This window comes from Streptomyces sp. NPDC085524, from assembly GCF_044541755.1.
Lineage (GTDB): Bacteria > Actinomycetota > Actinomycetes > Streptomycetales > Streptomycetaceae > Streptomyces.
This window is the reverse complement of the sequence record NZ_JBITTH010000017.1, coordinates 176,718-195,696: the sequence shown is the minus strand read 5'-3', so window position 1 is coordinate 195,696 and position 18,979 is coordinate 176,718. Positions and strand designations below refer to the sequence as shown.

Genomic DNA, 18,979 nt, shown 5'->3' with positions numbered 1-18,979 from the left:
GCCCGCCCGGCGGGCCGGCCCGGCGGGGGCCGCCGCTCGGGGGCCGCTCCCCCCCGTGCGGGGCGGGCCCCCCGCCGCACCGTCCGGGCGGGGGCCCGGCCCCTCTGTGCGCGTGGGACTGCGGGGGAGTGCGGGGATCAGGCGTAGACGGGGCCGGTGAACTTCTCGCCCGGACCCTGGCCCGGCTCGTCCGGGACGATCGAGGCCTCGCGGAAGGCGAGCTGGAGCGACTTCAGGCCGTCGCGCAGCGGAGCGGCGTGGAAGGAGCTGATCTCGGTGGCGCTGGCGGTCACCAGGCCGGCCAGGGCGTTGATCAGCTTGCGGGCCTCGTCGAGGTCCTTGTGCTCGGAGTCCGGCTTGTCCAGGCCCAGGTTGACCGCCGCGGCGCTCAGCAGGTGCACGGCCACCGTGGTGATGACCTCGACGGCCGGAACCTCCGCGATGTCGCGGGTCATGTCGTCGTAATCGGGAGTGGAAGCGGAAGGCGTCGCGTCAGTCATGCGGACCACGATAGGCCGTGGAGCGACACCGCAGGCACGGCGCCGGGGAGCCGGCCCCGTACGCGCGGCGCCGGGGAAGCGGCCTTGCGCGCTCGGTGCTAGTATGTAGTTCGACCGGCCGGACACCTGTGTGCCCGGCCCACAAGTGGAGGCTCCGATTCTCCCACCTGACCACCCTCCGGGGCGGCAGGTCACCGGTCAGGCGGCATCCATCGTTCCGTACGGACGATGGAAAGCCACCCGATGTTGCGCCCCGCGGTTCGCACGCGACGGTGCTCCGGTTGTTTTGGAGCCCCCGCCTGTGCCCGGCGGGGCTTTTTTGATTCTCCCGCCGCGGTCGGTCTGACGGAATTACACGTCAGCGGCTGTCTGCCAGGCAGTCGTGTGGTGCTACCGAGGAGGATCCATCAGCACCGAGCCCCGCATCAACGACCGGATTCGCGTTCCCGAGGTTCGACTCGTCGGTCCCAGCGGTGAGCAGGTCGGCATCGTGCCGCTTGCCAAGGCGCTTGAGCTCGCACAGGAGTACGACCTCGACCTGGTCGAGGTAGCGGCCTCCGCACGCCCGCCGGTCTGCAAGCTCATGGACTACGGCAAGTTCAAGTACGAGTCGGCCATGAAGGCCCGTGAGGCGCGCAAGAACCAGGCGCACACGGTCATCAAGGAAATGAAGCTCCGGCCGAAGATCGACCCGCACGACTATGACACCAAGAAGGGTCACGTCGTTCGGTTCCTCAAGCAGGGCGACAAGGTCAAGATCACGATCATGTTCCGTGGTCGCGAGCAGTCCCGGCCGGAACTCGGCTACCGACTGCTGCAGCGTCTCGCTTCGGACGTCGAGGAGCTCGGCTTCATCGAGTCGAACCCGAAGCAGGACGGCCGAAACATGATCATGGTCCTCGGTCCGCACAAGAAGAAGACCGAGGCCATGGCCGAAGCCCGCGAGGCGCAGGCCGCCCGCAAGGCGGAGCGCCAGGGTGTCGTCGCCAACGACGAGGCGGCTCCTTCCGAGGAGACCGCTCCGGCCGAGGCGACCGACGCCACGGATGCCGAGGTCACCGAGGCCGCCGCCGACGAGGCGAACGCCGAGGCCTGATTCCGAGGCAGCCTGTCTCGAATCACCCGACACAACATGACGCTCCCGCTCGCCGGTCCGGTCCGGATCGGCGAGGGAGCGCCACCGACGAGGAGATAACGGCGCTATGCCGAAGAACAAGACGCACAGCGGTACCAAGAAGCGCTTCAAGGTCACCGGCTCCGGCAAGGTGCTCCGCGAGCGCGCCGGCAAGCGCCACCTGCTCGAGCACAAGTCGTCCCGTGTCACCCGCCGCCTGACCGGCACCGCGGAGATGGCCCCCGGCGACGCCGCGAAGATCAAGAAGCTTCTCGGCAAGTGATGTTCTCCGCTCCCGCGACGGGAGCGGATGAGCGTCAAGACCGGGACCCCATCGAATTCGGGCCGTGTGAAGACACCCACGGCCCCGCTACAAGGAGTTAAAAAGTGGCACGCGTCAAGCGGGCAGTAAACGCCCACAAGAAGCGCCGGGCGATCCTCGAGGCGGCCTCCGGCTACCGCGGTCAGCGTTCGCGCCTGTACCGCAAGGCCAAGGAGCAGGTCACCCACTCGCTGGTCTACAACTTCAACGACCGCAAGAAGCGCAAGGGCGACTTCCGTCAGCTGTGGATCCAGCGCATCAACGCTGCTGCCCGCCAGAACGGCATGACGTACAACCGCCTCATCCAGGGTCTGAAGGCCGCGAACATCGAGGTGGACCGCAAGATCCTCGCCGAGCTCGCCGTCAACGACGCCAACGCGTTCGCCGCGCTGGTCGAGGTCGCGCAGAAGGCCCTCCCGGCCGACGTCAACGCCCCCAAGGTTGCTGCCTAAGGGCTAGCCGGCCCGCTCCCACGCGGCCGGCCCCCACGGACCCGCAGGCATTCGCCTGCGGGTCCGTGTGCTTTGCAGGCATCAGTTCAGACAGCCACGGAACACCGAAAGAGAACCGCAGACACCATGGGTCACCCCGACGAGCTGATCTCCCCCCGGTCCCCGCGGGTGGCCGCCGCCAGGCGCCTGGCGCGGCGCAACTTCCGCACCAAGGAGCGCCGGTTCATCGCAGAGGGCCCCCAGGCGGTCCGCGAGGCCGTGGAGCACCGCGGAGCCGAGGGCGCGTCGACCCTGATCGAGCTGTTCGCCACCGTCGAGGCCGCCGAGCGCTACGCGGACATCGTCGAAGCCGCCCGGAAGGCCGGCGCGCGCGTGCACCACGCCTCCGACGAGGTGCTCGCCGAGGTCTCGCAGACGGTCACCCCGCAGGGCCTGGTCGGTGTCTGCCACTTCCTCGACTCGCCGTTCGAGGAGATCCTCCGTGCGCGGCCCAAGCTGGTCGCCGTCCTCGCGCACGTCCGCGACCCCGGCAACGCGGGCACCGTGCTGCGCTGCGCGGACGCGGCCGGAGCCGATGCCGTCGTCCTGACCGACGCCTCCGTGGACCTCTACAACCCCAAGTCCGTACGGGCCTCCGTGGGCTCCCTCTTCCACCTGCCGGTGGCGGTCGGTGTCCCGGTGGAACAGGCCGTCGAGGGGCTGCGCGCGGCGGGCGTGCGGATCCTCGCGGCCGACGGGGCCGGTGAGGACGACCTGGACGCCGAGCTGGACGCCGGCACCATGGGCACCCCCTCGGCCTGGGTCTTCGGCAACGAGGCGTGGGGCCTGCCCGAGGAGACGCGGGCGCTCGCGGACGCCGTCGTACGGGTCCCGATCCACGGCAAGGCCGAGAGCCTGAACCTCGCGACGGCCGCCGCCGTGTGCCTCTACGCCTCCGCGCGTGCACAGCGGGCGCCCGGAGGGTGCCGCTCCGTGACCCCCAGCTAGTAATGTGGCGGCCCGGGGCCACTGCGCTGCTCGGAGATGTGGGGGCGGACCGCTCGATGGGGAGTGTGGACGAGTGTGCGTTAGCTCGATTGGGTGGTTGTCGGATTGGCGGCTTGCGGAGAGTGGTGCTCAGCCGGATAGCGTTGCCGGTGCGATATGGGACGCCGAGTACGGTGCCGGGTTGCGGGGCCCCTCCTCCACCAGAGTGATGGTTCAGGGCCTCCCCGTGGTCTTTGGCCGTGCCCACATGGCCAGGTCGCCAGGGAACCGGCCCTCCCGGAACGGATCACGCACGGGATGCGTGTCGCCGTCCGGGCTGCGAAAGCTGGGACCCAGTGCGCTCAAGACCGTTCGGGGCGTGCCGATACGCAGGGCTCGTTCCTGCGCATTGCACAGGAACGGTACGGGGACATGACCGTTGCGCCTCAGCCGGTCGGCTCCGGGCTGCCGATGGCACCCGGCGCGGCAGCGGGACCTTCACAGGAGGTGCCGCCGCCCGCGACCGCCTCGCCGGAGCGGGCCTTCCACGCCTTCGGGGTCGACCCCGACGAGCTGCCCGACGGGCTGGTCGTCGCCGACGACGCCGGCCGGGTGATCTGCTTCAACCGGGCCGCCGCCCGCATCACCGCCATCGCGCCGCACGAGGCCCTCGGCACCCGCATCGACCGGGCGCTCCCGCTCGAGGACCTCGAAGGCCGCCGCTGGTGGGCGCTGACCGATCCGTACGGAGGCCTCGCCACCCGGCGCGGACAGCCCGAGCGGAACCTGCTGCTGCCCGGCGGCCGCGAGGTGCTCGTCTCGGCCAGCTACGTCCGTACGCACCCCACGGGCCCGCTGCGCCGCCTCGTCGTCACCCTGCGCGGCACCGAGGCACGCCGCCGCACCGAGCGCAGCCACGCCGAGCTGATCGCCACCGTCGCCCACGAGCTGCGCTCCCCGCTGACCTCCGTCAAGGGCTTCACGGCGACGCTGCTCGCCAAGTGGGAGCGGTTCACCGACGACCAGAAGCGGCTGATGCTGGAGACCGTCGACGCCGACGCCAACCGGGTCACCCGGCTGATCGCCGAACTCCTCGACATCTCCCGGATCGACTCCGGCCGGCTGGAGGTCCGCCGCCAGCCGGTCGACATCGCCACCGCCGTCGGCCGCCACGTCCAGGCCCTGACCGCAAACGGGCAGGAGCCGGAGCGGTTCCTCGTCAGCGTCAGCCGCCCGCTCCCCGATCTGTGGGCCGACCCGGACAAGATCGACCAGATCCTCGGCAACCTCCTCGAAAATGCGGTGCGGCACGGCGACGGAACGGTCACCATCGACGTGATGCCGCACGAGAAGGGAACCGCCGTCACCGTGACCGACGAAGGCCCCGGGATCCCCGAGGAGTCGATGAGCCGCGTCTTCACCCGCTTCTGGCGGGGGAGCAAGCGCGGCGGCACCGGCCTGGGCCTGTACATCGTCAAGGGGATCGTGGAGGCTCACGGCGGCACCATCACGGTGGGCCGCGGCCCCGGCGGCGGCGCCGAATTCCGATTTATCCTGCCCGTGAGCGCCCCGGCGTACCTCACGCAGTAGCACTGCGGAGAGCCTTGCCGGGTGGCCCACGGGCTCCTTCACCCCCGGCGGCCTTTAGACTCGTCCTTTGGCACCTTTGTGTCCTGGTGACGAACTTCTCGAGTCGCGCACGGGACCACCAGCCAGCCATCGGAAGTACGGGAAGAGATGTCGGCACCGAACAAGTCGTACGACCCTGTCGAGGTCGAGGCACTGAAACCGGAAGAGATCGAGCGCATGCGGGACGAGGCGCTCGCCGCCTTCGCGGCCGCCGGCGACCTCGACGCGCTGCGGGAGGCGAAGACCGCGCACATGGGCGACCGCTCGCCCCTCGCGCTCGCCAACCGCGAGATCGGCGCCCTGCCGCCCCAGGCCAAGGCCGAGGTCGGCAAGCGCATGGGCCAGGCCCGCGGCGCCGTGAACAAGGCCTTCGGGGCCCGCACGGTCGAGCTGGAGGCCGAGCGCGACGAGCGGGTGCTGGTCGAGGAGGCCGTGGACGTCACGCTGCCTTACGACCGCGTCCCGGCCGGCGCCCGGCACCCCCTGACCACGCTGATGGACCGCATCGCGGACATCTTCGTGGGCATGGGCTACGAGGTCGCCGAGGGCCCCGAGGTCGAGGCGGAGTGGTTCAACTTCGACGCCCTCAACTTCACGCCCGACCACCCGGCACGCCAGATGCAGGACACCTTCTTCGTCCAGGGGCCCGAGGGCACCGAGGGCGACGAGTCCGGCGTCGTGCTGCGCACCCACACCTCCCCGGTGCAGGCGCGCTCGCTGCTGGAGCGCAAGCCCCCCGTCTACATCGTCTGCCCGGGCCGCGTGTACCGCACCGACGAGCTCGACGCGACGCACACCCCGGTCTTCCACCAGGTCGAGCTGCTCGCCGTGGACGAGGGCCTGACCATGGCGGACCTCAAGGGCACCATGGACCACATGGTCCAGGAGCTGTTCGGCGAGGGCACGACCACGCGCCTGCGCCCGCACTTCTTCCCCTTCACCGAGCCGTCCGCCGAGATGGACATGCAGTGCTACGTGTGCCGCGGCGCGTCGGTGGGCAACCCCGACCGCCCGTGCCGCACCTGCTCCAGCGAGGGCTGGATCGAGCTCGGCGGCTGCGGCATGGTCAACCCCAAGGTGCTCGTCGCCTGCGGTGTGGACCCCGAGAAGTACAGCGGGTTCGCCTTCGGGTTCGGCATCGAGCGGATGCTGATGTTCCGCCACAACGTTGAAGACATGCGAGACATGGTCGAAGGTGACGTTCGTTTCACCCGGCCGTTCGGGAGTGAGATCTGATGCGCGTCCCGCTTTCCTGGCTGCGGGAGTACGTCGACCTCCCCGCGGGCGAGACCGGCCGTGACGTGGCGGCCAAGCTCGTCGACGCCGGCCTCGAGGTCGAGACCGTCGAGCAGCTCGGCGCCGGCCTCAAGGGTCCCCTCGTCGTCGGCCAGGTGCTGACCATCGAGGAGCTCGAGGGCTTCCGCAAGCCGATCCGCTTCTGCACGGTCGACGTCGGCCAGGCCAACGGCACCGGTGAGCCCCAGGAGATCGTCTGCGGCGCCCGGAACTTCACCGTCGGCGACAAGGTCGTCGTGGTCCTGCCCGGCGCCGTGCTGCCCGGCGACTTCGCGATCGCCTCGCGCAAGACGTACGGCCGCACCTCGCACGGCATGATCTGCTCCGGCGACGAGCTGGGCATGGGCGACGACGGCGGGCACGGCATCATCGTGCTGCCGCCGGAGCACGAGGTCGGCACCGACGCGATCGAGCTGCTCCAGCTCGTCGACGAGGTCCTCGACATCGACATCACCCCGGACCGCGGCTACTGCATGTCCATGCGCGGTGTCGCCCGCGAGGCGGCGACCGCGTACGGTCTGCCGCTGCGCGACCCGGCGCTGCTCGACGTCCCGGCGCCGAACTCGTACGGCTACCCCGTGAAGATCGAGGACCCGGCCGGCTGCGACCGCTTCACCGCGCGCACCGTCACCGGTCTCGACCCCGACGCGCGCTCCCCGATCTGGCTGACCCGCCGCCTGCAGAAGGCGGGCATGCGCCCGATCTCGCTCGCCGTGGACATCACCAACTACGTGATGCTCGAGCTCGGCCAGCCGCTGCACGCCTACGACCGCTCGCGGATCGACGGCGCCATCGGTGTCCGCCGCGCCGAGCAGGGCGAGAAGTTCACCACCCTCGACGGGGTCAAGCGCACGCTCGACGCCGAGGACCTGGTGATCACCGACAACAGCGGGCCGATCGGCCTCGCCGGTGTCATGGGCGGTGCCAACACCGAGATCGCCGACTCCGTCACCGACCCGGAGACCGGCGCCGTCACCGGCACCACCGAGGTGGTCGTCGAGGCCGCGCACTTCGACTCCGTGTCGATCTCGCGCACCGCCCGCCGCATGAAGCTGTCCTCCGAGGCCTCCAAGCGCTTCGAGCGCGGCGTCGACCCGCAGGCCGCCGCCGCGGCCGCGCAGCGGACCGTCGACCTGCTCGTGCTGCTCGCGGGCGGCACCGCCGAGGCCGGCGTCACCGAGGTCACCGCCCCGGGCGCCCCGCGCACCATCGCGATGGCCGCGGACCACCCGGACCGGGTCGCGGGCATGGAGTACGGCCGCGAGACCGTCGTGCGCCGCCTCCAGGAGATCGGCTGCGACGTCTACGGCCAGGACGAGCTCGTCGTCACCGTCCCGTCGTGGCGGCCCGACCTCGCCGCGCCCAACGACCTTGCCGAAGAGGTCATCCGGCTCGAGGGGTACGGGAACCTCCCGTCGACCCTCCCGCAGGTGCCCTCCGGCCGTGGTCTGACCGCCCGGCAGCAGCTGCACCGGCGGGTGGGCCGTGCGCTGGCCGGCGCGGGCTACGTCGAGGCGCTGAGCTACCCGTTCATCGGCGAGGGCGTCTTCGACCAGCTCCAGCTCCCGGAGCACGACGCGTCCCGCCAGGTCGTCAAGCTGGTCAACCCGATCTCCGACGAGGAGCCGGCGCTGCGCACCACGCTGCTGCCGGGTCTGCTCGGCGCGCTGCGCCGCAACGACAGCCGGGGCAGCCACGACCTCGCGCTCTTCGAGACCGGTTCGGTCTTCCGTGCCGGTGACCGGCCGGGCGTCGCCGTGCGGCTGCCCGTCGACCGGCGTCCCACGGACGAGGAGATCGCCACCCTGAACGCGGCCCTGCCCGCGCAGCCGCGGTACGCCGCGGTCGTGCTGGCCGGCGCGCGCGAGCAGGCCGGCTGGTGGGGCAAGGGCCGTCCGGCCGACTGGGCGGACGCGGTCCAGGCGGCGCGTGCGCTGGCCGTGGAGGCCGGTGCCGAGCTGGTGGTCCGCCAGGGCCAGTACGGGCCGTGGCACCCGGGCCGGTGCGCCGAGCTGCTCGTCACCCTGGACGGGGTGGAGACGGTCATCGGCCACGCCGGCGAACTGCACCCGCGCGTGGTCAAGGCCATGGGCCTGCCGGCCCGCACCAGCGCGATGGAGATCGACCTGGACCGCCTCGCGGCGGCCGGCGGCGAGGCACTCCGGGCGCCCAGGATCTCCTCCTTCCCGGTGGCGACCCAGGACGTCGCTCTGATCGTGGACGCGTCCGTACCGGCGTCCTCGGTGGAGGCCGCGCTGCGCAAGGGCGCGGGCGAACTCCTCGAGTCGCTGCGCCTGTTCGACGTGTTCACCGGTGAGCAGGTCGGCGAGGGCAAGAAGTCCCTGGCGTACGCGCTGCGCTTCCGCGCGGCGGACCGCACGCTGACCGCCGAGGAGTCGACGGCGGCCCGTGACGCGGCCGTTGCCCTCGCGGGCGAGCGGACCGGGGCGGTGCTCCGGGGCGCGTAGTCGCAGGCGCCGTGCCGTGAGGGGTGTACCTGGTCCGCCGGGTACACCCCTCACCCGTTCCAGTGACCGCCCGACCCCTCCTGCGGCGCCCCGGTCGGGGGCGCTGCCCCCGAACCCCCGCGCCTCAAACGCCGGCGGGGCTGGATTTGGCCGGCGTCGGCTCGTACCCGTCCGTGGACGAACTCGGCCGCAGGGGCAGAACCAGCCACGCCGGCGTTTGAGGCGCGGGGTCTGGGGCGGAGCCCCAGGAGCGGTGCCGCACCTGTGCTGGGTGCGGGGTCTGGGGCGGGGCCCCGAGAGGTCCGGCTCGGCCGGGCCGGGCGACCAACCCGGCACCGGCGGAGCCGGACGGCGCCGCCCGCCTGCCGTGGAGTGTCGGGCAGACAGCAGGACGGGCGGCGCTGTGACGGGTCGTCGCACTGTACGAGGGGGAGCCGACGACCCGGGCTGCCTCTTTGGCGAGGCCCTTAAGTGAAGCGCCCCGCGCGGTCCCGGCGGCAGAGTGCGTATCGCATTTATGCGCGTACTTGGTTCACACCCCGTGTGAACCCCGCACCCACTAGCCTGGGAGCGACGAGCCCCGGGAGCGGCCCATGCAGCCCAATGTCCTGCTCGACGCCCTCCTCTCCGAGGCGGGCATGTCCCATGCCGGACTTGCGGCGTACGTGAACCAGGCGGGCCGCACCCGCGGTCTCGCCCTGCGCTACGAACACACCGCCGTCCACCGGTGGTTGAAGGGACAGCGCCCCCGCGGCCAGGTCCCCGACCTGATCTGCGAGGTGCTCGGCGGGCGGCTGCGCAGGCCCGTCGGCCTGGACGACATCGGACTCGGCGTGCCCGGCCAGGCCGTCCCGCCGGGGGCTTCGCCGCTGAGCGGGTTCGTGGACCGGGCGACCGCCCTGTGGCGGTCGGACGGGCAGGCGCGGCCGCACCTGCTCGCCGCGGAGGCGGTCACCGGGACCCCGGCGGTCATACCGGTGTGGGAGTGGGAGAACCCGCCCGAGGACACCGACGTGTCGAGGGACGGTCCCGACCGGATCGGGCCCGAGCACATCGAGATCCTCAAGGCCGCCCGCGCGCACTACGAGCTGATGTACCGCCGGGCCGGCGGGGTGGCCACCCGGGACCGGATCGTGCGCTTCCTCGGCAGCGAGACCGCGCCGATGCTGCGCGGGAGCTACTCCGACGGCCTCGGCCGCCGCCTCCACCGGGCCAGCGGGTCCCTCGTGGCGGTCGCGGGCATCTGCGCGTACGACTCGGACGCGCACGGGCTCGCCCAGCGCTACTTCCACCAGGCGCTGCGGCTGGCGAAGGCGAGCGGGGACCGGGGGCTCGGGGCGTACGTGATCGCGCTGATCGTCAATCAGTGCCTGCACCTGCGCGAGTACCGGCAGGCCGTCGCCTTCGCCGAGGCCGCGCTGCGCGCCGCGGGCCGGCACACCACCCCGGCGCTGGCCTCCGACCTCTATGCGATGCAGGCCAAGGCCTACGCCCAACTCGGGGACACCGCGGCGGCATTGGACTGCATCCGGCACGCCGAGGCCGCCGCCGAGCGGATCCGGCCGGGCAGCGAGCCGGACGAGACCGGCTACGTGCAGCCCGGGCTGGTCAACGTACAGGTGGCCGAGGCGCTGTTGAGCCTCGGGGATCTGACCGCGGCCCACGAACAGGCCACCGCGGCCGTCGGCACCCCCGCGCACGACCGGGGGCGCGTGCACCGGCTGGCGATGCTGTGCGAGATCCAGCTGCGCCAGGGCGAGGCCGACCGGGCGGTGGCGGCCGCGGCCGAAATGGCCCACCGGGCCAGGGGGATGGAGTCGCTGCGACTGCGGGACCGGTTGCGGGCGGTCCGCGAGCAGCTGCTGACCAGCGGCTGCTCGGGCGCGGAGGAGACCGCGGAGCTCATCGACGGAGCGCTGCGCGTTCCCCTGTGACGGCTCGGACTGCTGCCATGTTGCCACCAATTCCGAACGGAAGGCGGCAGGACCGTGCAGTGGACGAACCTGAGTGAGCAGACCGTGTACAAGAACCGCTGGTTCGACGTGAACCTGGCGGACGTGGAACTGCCCGACGGGCGGCACCTGGACCACTTCGTCATCCGGCTGCGTCCGGTGGCCGTCGCCACGGCCGTCAACGAGGCGAACGAGGTGCTGCTGCTGTGGCGGCACCGCTTCATCACCGACAGCTGGGGCTGGGAGCTGCCCGCCGGCGTGGTCGAGGACGGGGAGTGCGTCGAATCGGCGGCGGCCCGCGAGATGGAGGAGGAGTCGGGCTGGCGGCCCGGCCCGCTCCACCACCTGATGACCGTGGAGCCGTCCAACGGACTGACCGACGCCCGCCACCACCTGTACTGGGCGGACGGGGCCACGTACGTCGGCCATCCCGAGGACGACTTCGAGTCCTCACGGCGCGAGTGGGTCCCGCTGAAGCTCGTGCCGGACATGATCGCGCGCGGTGAGATCCCGGCCGCCAACATGGCGGCCGGGCTGCTGCTCCTGCATCACCTCAGGCTGGGCGGCCGGCCCTAGGACCGGGCAGGGTCAGCCGTACGGGTAGAAGCCGGATCCCGTCTTGCGGCCGAGGCGGCCCGCGTCGACCATCCGCTGGAGCAGCGGGGGAGCGGCGTAGAGCGGCTCCTTGTACTCGGCGTACATGGAGTCGGCGATGGAGACGATGGTGTCCAGGCCGATCAGGTCGGACAGCTTCAGCGGGCCCATCGGGTGGGCGCAGCCGAGCTCCATGCCGTTGTCGATGTCCTCGCGGCTCGCGATGCCGGACTCGAACATCCGGATCGCCGACAGCAGGTACGGGACGAGGAGCGCGTTCACCACGAAACCGGAACGGTCCTGGGCGCGGACGGCGTGCTTGCCCAGCACGTCCCGCACCAGGGCCTCGGCACGCTTGACGGTCTCGTCGCCCGTGGTCAGCGCCGGGATCAGCTCGACGAGCTTCTGCACCGGGGCCGGGTTGAAGAAGTGGATGCCGATGACCTGGTCGGGCCGCGAGGTCGCGACGGCCAGCTTGACCAGCGGGATCGAGGAGGTGTTGGAGGCCAGGATCGCGTCCGGGCGGGTGATCACCTGGTCGAGGATCTGGAAGATCTCCGTCTTGACCTGCTCGTTCTCGACGACGGCCTCGATGACCAGGTCGCGGTCGGCGAACTCGCCGAGGTCGGTGGTGAAGGTGAGGCGGGCCAGGGTGGCGTCCCGCTCCTCCTCCGTGATCTTGCCGCGTTCGGCGGCCTTGGTCAGCGAGTTGTACAGCCGGGTGCGTCCGATCTCCAGGGCCTCGCCCGTGGTCTCGGCGACCTTGACCTCAAGGCCGCTGCGGGCGCACACCTCCGCGATACCCGCGCCCATCTGGCCACAGCCCACTACGCCGACCCGTGTGATGTCGGAAGGGAGGTCAGTCACTTCGTGCCTTTCGCTGCTCATCCGTCGGCGGGTCCCCCGTACGATTCCGGCGCCCGCCACGCCCCCCGACGTTACTCCCGACCTTGCGCCGGGCGGCGGGCCGGGGCGGGCATGCTGGGTCACACCGTCCAATGTCACTCAGTGAAACGGAGCTGTCACATGGCGCGCATCGGCCGACGGGAACTGCTGGCGGGAGCGGCGGGGGTGATCGCGGCGGCCACGGCCGGGCCGGGCGCCGCGGCCGCCCCCAGGGCCTCGGAGCCGCCGGCCGGCCGGATCCCGGCCCGGGCGGCCGCCGCCGAGTTCCGGGGCATGTGGATCGCCACGGTGTCGAACGTGGACTGGCCCTCCCGGGCCGGGCTGTCCGCCGCCCGGCAGCGGGCCGAGCTGATCTCGCTGCTCGACACGGCCGTCAAGCGGCGGCTCAACGCGGTGATCCTCCAGGTGCGGCCCGCCGCCGACGCGCTGTGGCCCTCGCGGCTGGAGCCCTGGTCGCAGTGGCTGACCGGGGAGCAGGGGGAGGACCCGGGCTGGGACCCGCTGGGCACGGCCGTCGCCGAGGCGCACGCCCGCGGGCTGCAGCTGCACGCCTGGTTCAACCCGTACCGCGTGGCCAACCACACCGACCCGGACCGGCTGGCGGAGGGCCACCCGGCCCGGCGGAACCCGGACTGGACCGTCGAGTACGGCGGGAAGCTCTTCTACAACCCCGGCATGCCCGAAGTGCGGCAGTTCGTGCAGGAGGCCATGCTCGACGCCGTCACCCGGTACCCGGTCGACGGGGTGCACTGGGACGACTACTTCTACCCCTACCCGGTGGAGGGGGAGTACTTCGACGACGACGAGGCCTACGAGGAGCACGGCGGCGACTTCGCCTCCCGCGCCGCCTGGCGCCGGAACAACGTCGACACCCTGGTCCGGGAGATGTCGGCGCGGGTGCGGGCGGTGCGGCCCGCGGCGCGGTTCGGCATCAGCCCGTTCGGGATCTGGCGCAACTCCGACGCCGACCCGCTCGGCTCACCCACGCAGGGCCTCGGGACGTACGACGACCTGTACGCGGACACCCGCAAGTGGGTCAAGCAGGGCTGGATCGACTACGTGGTGCCCCAGGCGTACTGGCACATCGGCCACCCGACCGCCGACTACGCGGACCTCGTGCCCTGGTGGGCGCAGACCGTGGCGGGCACGGGCGTGCGGCTGTACGTGGGGGAGGCGCTGTACCGCTGTGATGCGGACAGTCCCACCGAGGCCTGGAGGGACCCGCGCGAACTGTCGCGGCACGTGACGTTCGCGCGGAAGTACCCGCAGGTCCGCGGCCACGTCTGGTTCTCCGCCAAGAACGTGGCCGCGGACCCCAACGGGGCAATGGCCAGGGTGGTCGCCGATCACTACCCGACGGCGGCGGCGCCGGCTTGAGTCAGTGTGCGGGCTCCGCCGGGTGCTTCACGACGCAGTCGGGGCCCGGAGACATGACTGCCTCGTGGCCGTCCTGGAAACGGACCCGGTAGGGAGGGGTGCCGTTCTCTCCGAGTACCTGAGTGATCTCACCGATCTTGTCGTGCTGGCCCACGACCCGGCCGTGCTGCACCAACTGGTCGCCCTCGGTCGCTCGCATAACTGACCTCCTCGGTGGCGGTCCGATCCGGTGCTAGCAGTTTAGGTCGACTCGGGGTCATTTGACCCGCTGGGTCACCGCAATGCAGACCAGGACCGCGCAGGCGGCGGCCGGGGCGGCCGGGGAGAGGTGCTCACCGAGCAGGGCGACCGACCAGACCAGCGTCAGCAGCGGCTGCGCGAGCTGGAGCTGGCTGGCGCGCGGGGCGCCGATCTCGGCCATGCCGCGGTACCAGACGTACAGCCCGAGGAAGGTGGAGCCCGCCGCGGCCCAGATCAGGCCCGCCAGCCCCTGGCCGGTGAGGTGCACCGGCTCGTACGCGAGGCCGAGCGCGGAACCGGCCAGGCTCAGCGGCAGGCACAGCACCAGCGCCCAGCCGATCACCTGCCAGCCCGGCATCAGCCGCGCGAGGCGCCCGCCCTCGGTGTACCCGGCCGCGCACACCAGCAGCGCGGCGAACAGGTAGCCGTCGCCGAGGGAGAGGGCGCCACCGCTCTGCCCGAGGGTGAAGCCCAGCACGACCACGGCGCCGGCGACGGCCGCGATCCAGAACGTGCGCGACGGGCGGGCACCGGTGCGCAGCGCGGACAGCGCGGCGGTGGTCAGCGGCAACAGGCCGACCACGACGGCGGCGTGCGAGGTCGTGGACGTCTGGAGGGCGAGCGTGGTCAGCATCGGGAAGCCGACCACCACGCCGGCGGCGACGACGGCGAGGCCGGCCCGGTGCTCGCGGCGGGGCAGCGGCACGCGCAGGGCGATCAGGAATCCGGCCGCGATGACGGCCGCGAGCACGCTGCGCAGGGAGACGAGCGACCACGGTCCGAAGCTCTGCAGCCCCCACGCCGTGGCGGGGAAGGTCAGCGAGAAGGCCAGGACACCGAGCGAGGCGAGGATCGTGCCGCGGCTCAGCGATCCCGGGAGAGAACTCGTAACCGCTATCGTGGTCGGGCGAGTAGCGCTATTGTGTGCTGTCATGTACGAGCGTAGCAGTGTGGCGGAGTTGGCGGATTCCCTGCGGTCCGAACTCAACCGCTACTCGGTAGGTGGAAAGCTCCCGTCGAGCCGGGCCCTGGTCGAGCGCTACCGGGTCAGCCCGGTCACCGTGTCCCGGGCCCTCGCGCAACTCGCTGCGGAGGGCCTGGTCGTCACCCGCCCCGGCTCCGGGGTCTTCCGCGCCCGGCCGCGTACGGCGGTGCCCGCGGCCGGGGACACCTCCTGGCAGGAGGTCGCCCTCAGCGCCGAAGGGGCCGGGGAGATCGTCCCGCGCTCCGTGGACGCCGGCGGGGTCCTCGTCTCGCTGGCCACGCCGCCGGCCGGGGTCATCGAGCTCAACGGCGGCTACCTGCACCCCTCCCTCCAGCCCGAGCGGGCCATGGCGGCCGCCCTGGCCCGGGCCGGGCGGCGCCCCGGTGCCTGGGGGAGGCCGCCCGTCGAGGGGCTGCCCGAGCTGCGCGACTGGTTCGCCCGGGAGATCGGCGGCGCGGTCGTCGCCGCGGACGTACTGATCACCGCGGGCGGGCAGAGCGCGCTGGCCGCCGCGCTGCGCGCACTCGCCCCGCCGGGGGCGCCGATCCTCGTGGAGTCGCCGACCTACCCCGGGCTGCTGGCCATCGCCCGCGCCTCCGGATGCCGGCCGGTGCCGGTCCCGGTCGACGCGGACGGGGTCCGGCCGGAGCTGCTGGCCGCCGCCTTCGAGGCCACCGGCGCGCGCGTGTTCGTATGCCAGCCGCTGTTCCAGAACCCGACCGGGTCCGTGCTGGCTCCGGAGCGGCGGGGCGAGGTGCTGCGCATCGCGCGGGCCGCCGGGGCCTTCGTCGTGGAGGACGACTACGCCCGCTACCTCGCCCACGAGGACGCCGGGGCGCCGCCCGCGACGCTGGCCGCCGAGGACGCGGACGGGGTGGTGGTGCACGTCCGCTCGCTGACCAAGCCCACCTCGCCCAGCCTGCGGGTGGGCGCCATCGCGGCCCGGGGCCCGGTCGTGGACCGGCTGCGCGCCATCCAGGTCGTGGACAGCTTCTTCGTGGCCCGGCCGCTCCAGGAGGCCGCGCTGGAGCTCGTGGGGGCGCCCGCCTGGCCCCGCCACCTGCGCAGCGTCGCCGCCGAACTGCGCCACCGCAGGGACGTGCTGGCCGGAGCCCTGCGCCGGGAGCTGCCCGGGCTGACGCTGCCGCACCTGCCCTCCGGCGGCTACCAGTTGTGGGTGCGGCCCACGGGGACCGGCGACGACACCGCCTTCGCGGCGGAGGCCCTGCGCGCGGGGGTCGCCGTATCGCCCGGGCGTCCGTACTTCTGCGCGGAACCGCCGGGTCCGCACGTCAGGCTGAGTTTCGCCGGGGTCTCCGGTCCCGGGGAGCTGGTCGAGGCGGTGCGGCGGCTGCGTGCGGCCCTGCCGCCGGGCGGGGCCGGCCAGGACGCCTGACGTCGGTCAGGACGCTTGACCCCGTGCGGCGCGGGGCCCACCATCGCCGCATGCATGTTCGGGTTTCGCTCGTCGCCGCAGCCCGTGGTTCCTCGCTGCTCGCCGAGCGCTTCGACGACGACCGCCCGCTCGACGGGCAGGGCTGGAACGCGGTGGCGAGCGCCGCGCCCGGGCTCGCCCGGCTGGGCGCGGCCGAGCTGCGCTACTGCTCGCCGACCCCGCGCAGCCGCGCCACCGGCCAGGCCCTCGGCTACGCGCCGCTCGCCCAGCCGGCGCTGCGCGAGTGCGACATGGGCCGCTGGCGGGGGCTGACCCTGGCGGAGGTGACCGCCCATGATCCGGGTGCCGTGGACCTGTGGCTCACCGACCCGCGGGCGGCGCCGCACGGCGGGGAGTCCCTGCTCGCGTTCATCTCCCGGATCGGCGGCTGGCTCGACACCCGGCCCGCGGACGACGGGGGCGCGATCGTGGCGGTGGCGGAACCCTCGGTGGTCCGGGCGGCCCTGGTCTACGCACTGAAGGCGCCCCCGCTGACGTACTGGAACGTGGACGTGCGCCCGCTGTCCACGATGACCCTCACCGGCTGGTCCGGCCGCTGGCACCTCTCGCTCCAGGCTCCGGTCCAATTCGGTTGAGTGCCTGGTGGGAGCCGGTCTAACCTGCCCGGATGAGCGGCATCGAGATCACCACCCTGGCGGAGCGGCCCGAACTGGCGGGCCGGCTCTGGGACATGAAGGACTCCTGGCCCGAGTTCGCGCAGCACGACGCGCTGGCCTGGCTGCTGTACCCGCGGATGGTCGCCGAGTTCCCCGAGTACGTGCTCGTCGCCACCGACGGGGACACGGTGGTCGCCCGGGGCTTCAGCCTGCCGTTCGCGCAGCACGCGCCGGGCCGTGACGGGGTGCTGCCCGCGCAGGGCTGGGACCGGATCCTGATGTGGGCCTTCTCCGACCGGCGGCGCGGGGTCGAGCCCGACACGGTGAGCGCGATCGAGATCAGCGTGGCCACCGACCGGCAGGGCGAGGGCCTGTCCGGCCGGATGCTCGCCGCGATGCGGGAGAACGCCCGCGCCCGGGGCTTCGCCGAGGCCGTGGCCCCCGTCCGGCCGAGCGGCAAGCCCGCCGAGCCGGACACCTCGATCCACGAGTACGCGTACCGGACGCGGGAGGACGGGCTCCCGTACGACCCGTGGCTGCGCGTCCACGTCCGCGCGGGCGGGTTCGTCGACTCGGTGGCCCCGCTGTCGATGACGATCAACGGCTCGCTCGACCAGTGGCGCGAGTGGACCGGCCTGCCCTTCGACGAGCCGGGCCCGGTGCACGTCCCGGGCGCCCTCGCCCCGGTCCGGTGCGAGCCGGAGCAGGGCTACGCGGTCTACGTGGAGCCGAACGTGTGGGTGCGGCACCCGCTGACGTAGGACGCGGCCGGATCCGATACCTTGAACGCGTTCAAGTCGCCGGATCCGGGGGTGGGTCGTGCAGGCCGGTGCGCGGGAGAGCGTTCATCCGTGGCAGTTCGGGCTGGTGGTGCTCGCGGCGGTCACCCCGCTGGTGCCGTCGACCCAGTGGGCGTGGGCGCCCGGGGGCGTCCTCGCGTGCGTCTACGCGACCGCCGCGGTGGTCGCCGTACCGCTGTTCCTGCATTCCCGGCCGTCCGGCTTCGGATGGTCCGCGGGGTTCGTCGCGGCGCTCCTGCTGCCGTGGTCGTTCATCGGCGCCATGGCGGGGATGCTCGTCTTCTTCCCCTCGGTCCTGCAGCTCCTGCTGGCCGCCGGGGCGGACCCGCGCCGGCGCCCGAGGGCGGCAACGGCGATGCTGGGCGCGGGCCTCGTGCTGTCGGTGCTGGTGCTGGTGCCGGCCTAGCGGGTACGCGGCTGGTTGAAGCGGAGCATGTTGCCGGCCGGGTCGCGGAAGGCGCAGTCGCGCACCCCGTAGGGCTGGTCGACCGGCTCCTGGAGGACCTCGGCGCCCGCGGCGCGGATCTTCTCGAAGGTGGCGTCCACGTCCTCCGTCTGGAAGATCACGCCGCGCAGCAGGCCCTTGGCCAGCAACTCCGCCATTGCCTGCCGGTCGGCGGGCGAGGCGTTGGGGTCGGCGAGCGGCGGTTCGAGGACGATCTCCACGTCCGGCTGCTCGGGCGACCCGACGGTCACCCAGCGCATCCCCTCGAAGCCGACGTCGTTGCGGACCTCCATGCCGAGGACGTCGCGGTAGAAGGCGAGCGCCTTGTCGTGGTCGTCGACTGCGATGAAGCACTGCGAGAGCTTGATGCTGTTCATGTTCTCGAAGTTACGAGACGCCGCCGGATCGCGCTTCTCCGATTCTGACCGGTCCGGGCAGGTTTCGGCCGGTTCGCTCCCGGCTGTCAGCCGCCCCGCACCGGACGCGTGCGGATCTTGGCCACGCATGCCGGGATCGCCGCGCCCGCCCCGTGCTCGCGGGCCCGGTACGAGCTCGGGGCCTCGCCGACCAGCTCGGTGAAGCGGGAGCTGAACGAGCCCAGTGACGTACATCCGACCGCGAAGCAGACCTCCGTCACGCTCAGGTCGCCCCGGCGCAACAGAGCCTTGGCCCGCTCGACACGGCGGGTCATAAGGTAGCTGTAAGGCGTCTCGCCGTAGGCGGCGCGGAAGCTGCGCGAGAAGTGCCCGGCCGACATCAAGGCGACTCTGGCCAGTGCCGGGACGTCCAGAGGCTCTGCGTAGTCCCGGTCCATCGTGTCTCGCGCGCGGCGCAGCCGTACGAGGTCCTCAAGGGATGTCACGCTCCTCAGGATCGCATGG

The 18,979-nt window shown here is 72.5% G+C and carries 20 protein-coding genes; 14 read left to right on the top strand and 6 right to left on the bottom strand.

What is annotated here, in order from left to right:
* Positions 1 to 137 precede the first annotated feature (137 nt).
* The gene (locus ACIGFK_RS25965) at positions 138 to 500 is read right to left on the bottom strand and encodes a DUF1844 domain-containing protein (protein WP_376662463.1); all 363 of its coding nucleotides are present in this window, start codon (positions 498 to 500) and stop codon (positions 138 to 140) included.
* Between the two features lie 382 nt (positions 501 to 882).
* Between ACIGFK_RS25965 and infC the strand changes: the two genes are divergently transcribed.
* The 9 genes from infC to ACIGFK_RS25920 all read left to right on the top strand — a co-directional run bounded on the left by infC (position 883) and on the right by ACIGFK_RS25920 (position 11,275).
* Positions 883 to 1,596: a translation initiation factor IF-3 gene (gene infC, locus ACIGFK_RS25960; RefSeq protein ID WP_376662464.1), complete on the top strand. Its 714-nt coding sequence runs from the start codon at positions 883 to 885 to the stop codon at positions 1,594 to 1,596.
* A gap of 106 nt (positions 1,597 to 1,702) precedes the next feature.
* Positions 1,703 to 1,897, top strand: coding sequence for a 50S ribosomal protein L35 (gene rpmI / locus ACIGFK_RS25955; RefSeq protein ID WP_030860183.1), 195 nt, complete (start codon positions 1,703 to 1,705; stop codon positions 1,895 to 1,897).
* A gap of 104 nt (positions 1,898 to 2,001) precedes the next feature.
* A complete protein-coding gene (gene rplT, locus ACIGFK_RS25950; protein WP_030157251.1) occupies positions 2,002 to 2,388 on the top strand; it encodes a 50S ribosomal protein L20 in 387 nt (128 codons plus the stop codon).
* 126 nt (positions 2,389 to 2,514) lie between these two features.
* On the top strand, positions 2,515 to 3,375 hold the full coding sequence (locus ACIGFK_RS25945) for a TrmH family RNA methyltransferase (RefSeq protein WP_376659202.1): 861 nt from the start codon (positions 2,515 to 2,517) through the stop codon (positions 3,373 to 3,375).
* 411 nt (positions 3,376 to 3,786) lie between these two features.
* Entirely contained in the window at positions 3,787 to 4,944 is a 1,158-nt protein-coding gene (locus ACIGFK_RS25940; protein WP_376659203.1) for a sensor histidine kinase, read from the top strand.
* Between the two features lie 147 nt (positions 4,945 to 5,091).
* Positions 5,092 to 6,219 (top strand): phenylalanine--tRNA ligase subunit alpha, encoded by a 1,128-nt coding sequence (gene pheS / locus ACIGFK_RS25935; protein WP_376659204.1) that lies wholly within the window; start codon positions 5,092 to 5,094, stop codon positions 6,217 to 6,219.
* Positions 6,219 to 8,747, top strand: coding sequence for a phenylalanine--tRNA ligase subunit beta (gene pheT, locus ACIGFK_RS25930; RefSeq protein ID WP_376659205.1), 2,529 nt, complete (start codon positions 6,219 to 6,221; stop codon positions 8,745 to 8,747). Before pheS ends, pheT begins: the two co-directional genes overlap by 1 nt.
* A 593-nt stretch (positions 8,748 to 9,340) precedes the next feature.
* The gene (locus ACIGFK_RS25925) at positions 9,341 to 10,681 is read left to right on the top strand and encodes a transcriptional regulator (protein WP_376659206.1); all 1,341 of its coding nucleotides are present in this window, start codon (positions 9,341 to 9,343) and stop codon (positions 10,679 to 10,681) included.
* Positions 10,682 to 10,735: 54 nt separating this feature from the next.
* On the top strand, positions 10,736 to 11,275 hold the full coding sequence (locus tag ACIGFK_RS25920; protein WP_376659207.1) for an NUDIX hydrolase: 540 nt from the start codon (positions 10,736 to 10,738) through the stop codon (positions 11,273 to 11,275).
* 12 nt (positions 11,276 to 11,287) lie between these two features.
* On the opposite strand, the gene ACIGFK_RS25915 is transcribed toward ACIGFK_RS25920, so the two are convergent.
* The gene (locus tag ACIGFK_RS25915; protein WP_376659208.1) at positions 11,288 to 12,181 is read right to left on the bottom strand and encodes a 3-hydroxybutyryl-CoA dehydrogenase; all 894 of its coding nucleotides are present in this window, start codon (positions 12,179 to 12,181) and stop codon (positions 11,288 to 11,290) included.
* Between the two features lie 138 nt (positions 12,182 to 12,319).
* On the opposite strand from ACIGFK_RS25915, the gene ACIGFK_RS25910 reads away from it, so the two are divergent.
* Positions 12,320 to 13,576 carry a glycoside hydrolase family 10 protein gene (locus ACIGFK_RS25910; protein WP_386473315.1) on the top strand — a complete coding sequence of 419 codons (1,257 nt, stop codon included), beginning with the start codon at positions 12,320 to 12,322 and terminating at the stop codon, positions 13,574 to 13,576.
* A gap of 1 nt (position 13,577) precedes the next feature.
* On the opposite strand, the gene ACIGFK_RS25905 is transcribed toward ACIGFK_RS25910, so the two are convergent.
* Both ACIGFK_RS25905 and ACIGFK_RS25900 read right to left on the bottom strand, forming a co-directional pair.
* Positions 13,578 to 13,775, bottom strand: coding sequence for a DUF1918 domain-containing protein (locus ACIGFK_RS25905; protein WP_376659210.1), 198 nt, complete (start codon positions 13,773 to 13,775; stop codon positions 13,578 to 13,580).
* A 57-nt stretch (positions 13,776 to 13,832) separates the two neighbouring features.
* Positions 13,833 to 14,750 carry a DMT family transporter gene (locus ACIGFK_RS25900; RefSeq protein ID WP_376659211.1) on the bottom strand — a complete coding sequence of 306 codons (918 nt, stop codon included), beginning with the start codon at positions 14,748 to 14,750 and terminating at the stop codon, positions 13,833 to 13,835.
* Here ACIGFK_RS25900 and ACIGFK_RS25895 point away from each other — a divergent pair.
* Genes ACIGFK_RS25895 through ACIGFK_RS25880 form a run of 4 tightly spaced genes read left to right on the top strand, consistent with a single transcriptional unit; the run spans position 14,749 to position 18,059 of the window.
* Positions 14,749 to 16,197, top strand: a complete 1,449-nt coding sequence (locus ACIGFK_RS25895) for a PLP-dependent aminotransferase family protein (RefSeq protein ID WP_386473319.1) — start codon at positions 14,749 to 14,751, stop codon at positions 16,195 to 16,197. The two genes, ACIGFK_RS25900 and ACIGFK_RS25895, sit on opposite strands and share 2 nt — an antisense overlap.
* A gap of 50 nt (positions 16,198 to 16,247) precedes the next feature.
* Positions 16,248 to 16,832, top strand: coding sequence for a histidine phosphatase family protein (locus ACIGFK_RS25890; RefSeq protein ID WP_376659213.1), 585 nt, complete (start codon positions 16,248 to 16,250; stop codon positions 16,830 to 16,832).
* Positions 16,833 to 16,864: 32 nt separating this feature from the next.
* Positions 16,865 to 17,614 (top strand): N-acetyltransferase, encoded by a 750-nt coding sequence (locus tag ACIGFK_RS25885; protein WP_376659214.1) that lies wholly within the window; start codon positions 16,865 to 16,867, stop codon positions 17,612 to 17,614.
* Positions 17,615 to 17,672: 58 nt separating this feature from the next.
* Positions 17,673 to 18,059, top strand: coding sequence for a hypothetical protein (locus ACIGFK_RS25880; RefSeq protein ID WP_376659215.1), 387 nt, complete (start codon positions 17,673 to 17,675; stop codon positions 18,057 to 18,059).
* On the opposite strand, the gene ACIGFK_RS25875 is transcribed toward ACIGFK_RS25880, so the two are convergent.
* Together ACIGFK_RS25875 and ACIGFK_RS25870 are read right to left on the bottom strand one after the other, a co-directional pair.
* Entirely contained in the window at positions 18,056 to 18,475 is a 420-nt protein-coding gene (locus tag ACIGFK_RS25875) for a VOC family protein (RefSeq protein WP_400053737.1), read from the bottom strand. The genes ACIGFK_RS25880 and ACIGFK_RS25875 overlap by 4 nt on opposite strands.
* An 86-nt stretch (positions 18,476 to 18,561) precedes the next feature.
* Positions 18,562 to 18,960 (bottom strand): helix-turn-helix transcriptional regulator, encoded by a 399-nt coding sequence (locus ACIGFK_RS25870; RefSeq protein ID WP_400053735.1) that lies wholly within the window; start codon positions 18,958 to 18,960, stop codon positions 18,562 to 18,564.
* Positions 18,961 to 18,979 lie beyond the last annotated feature (19 nt).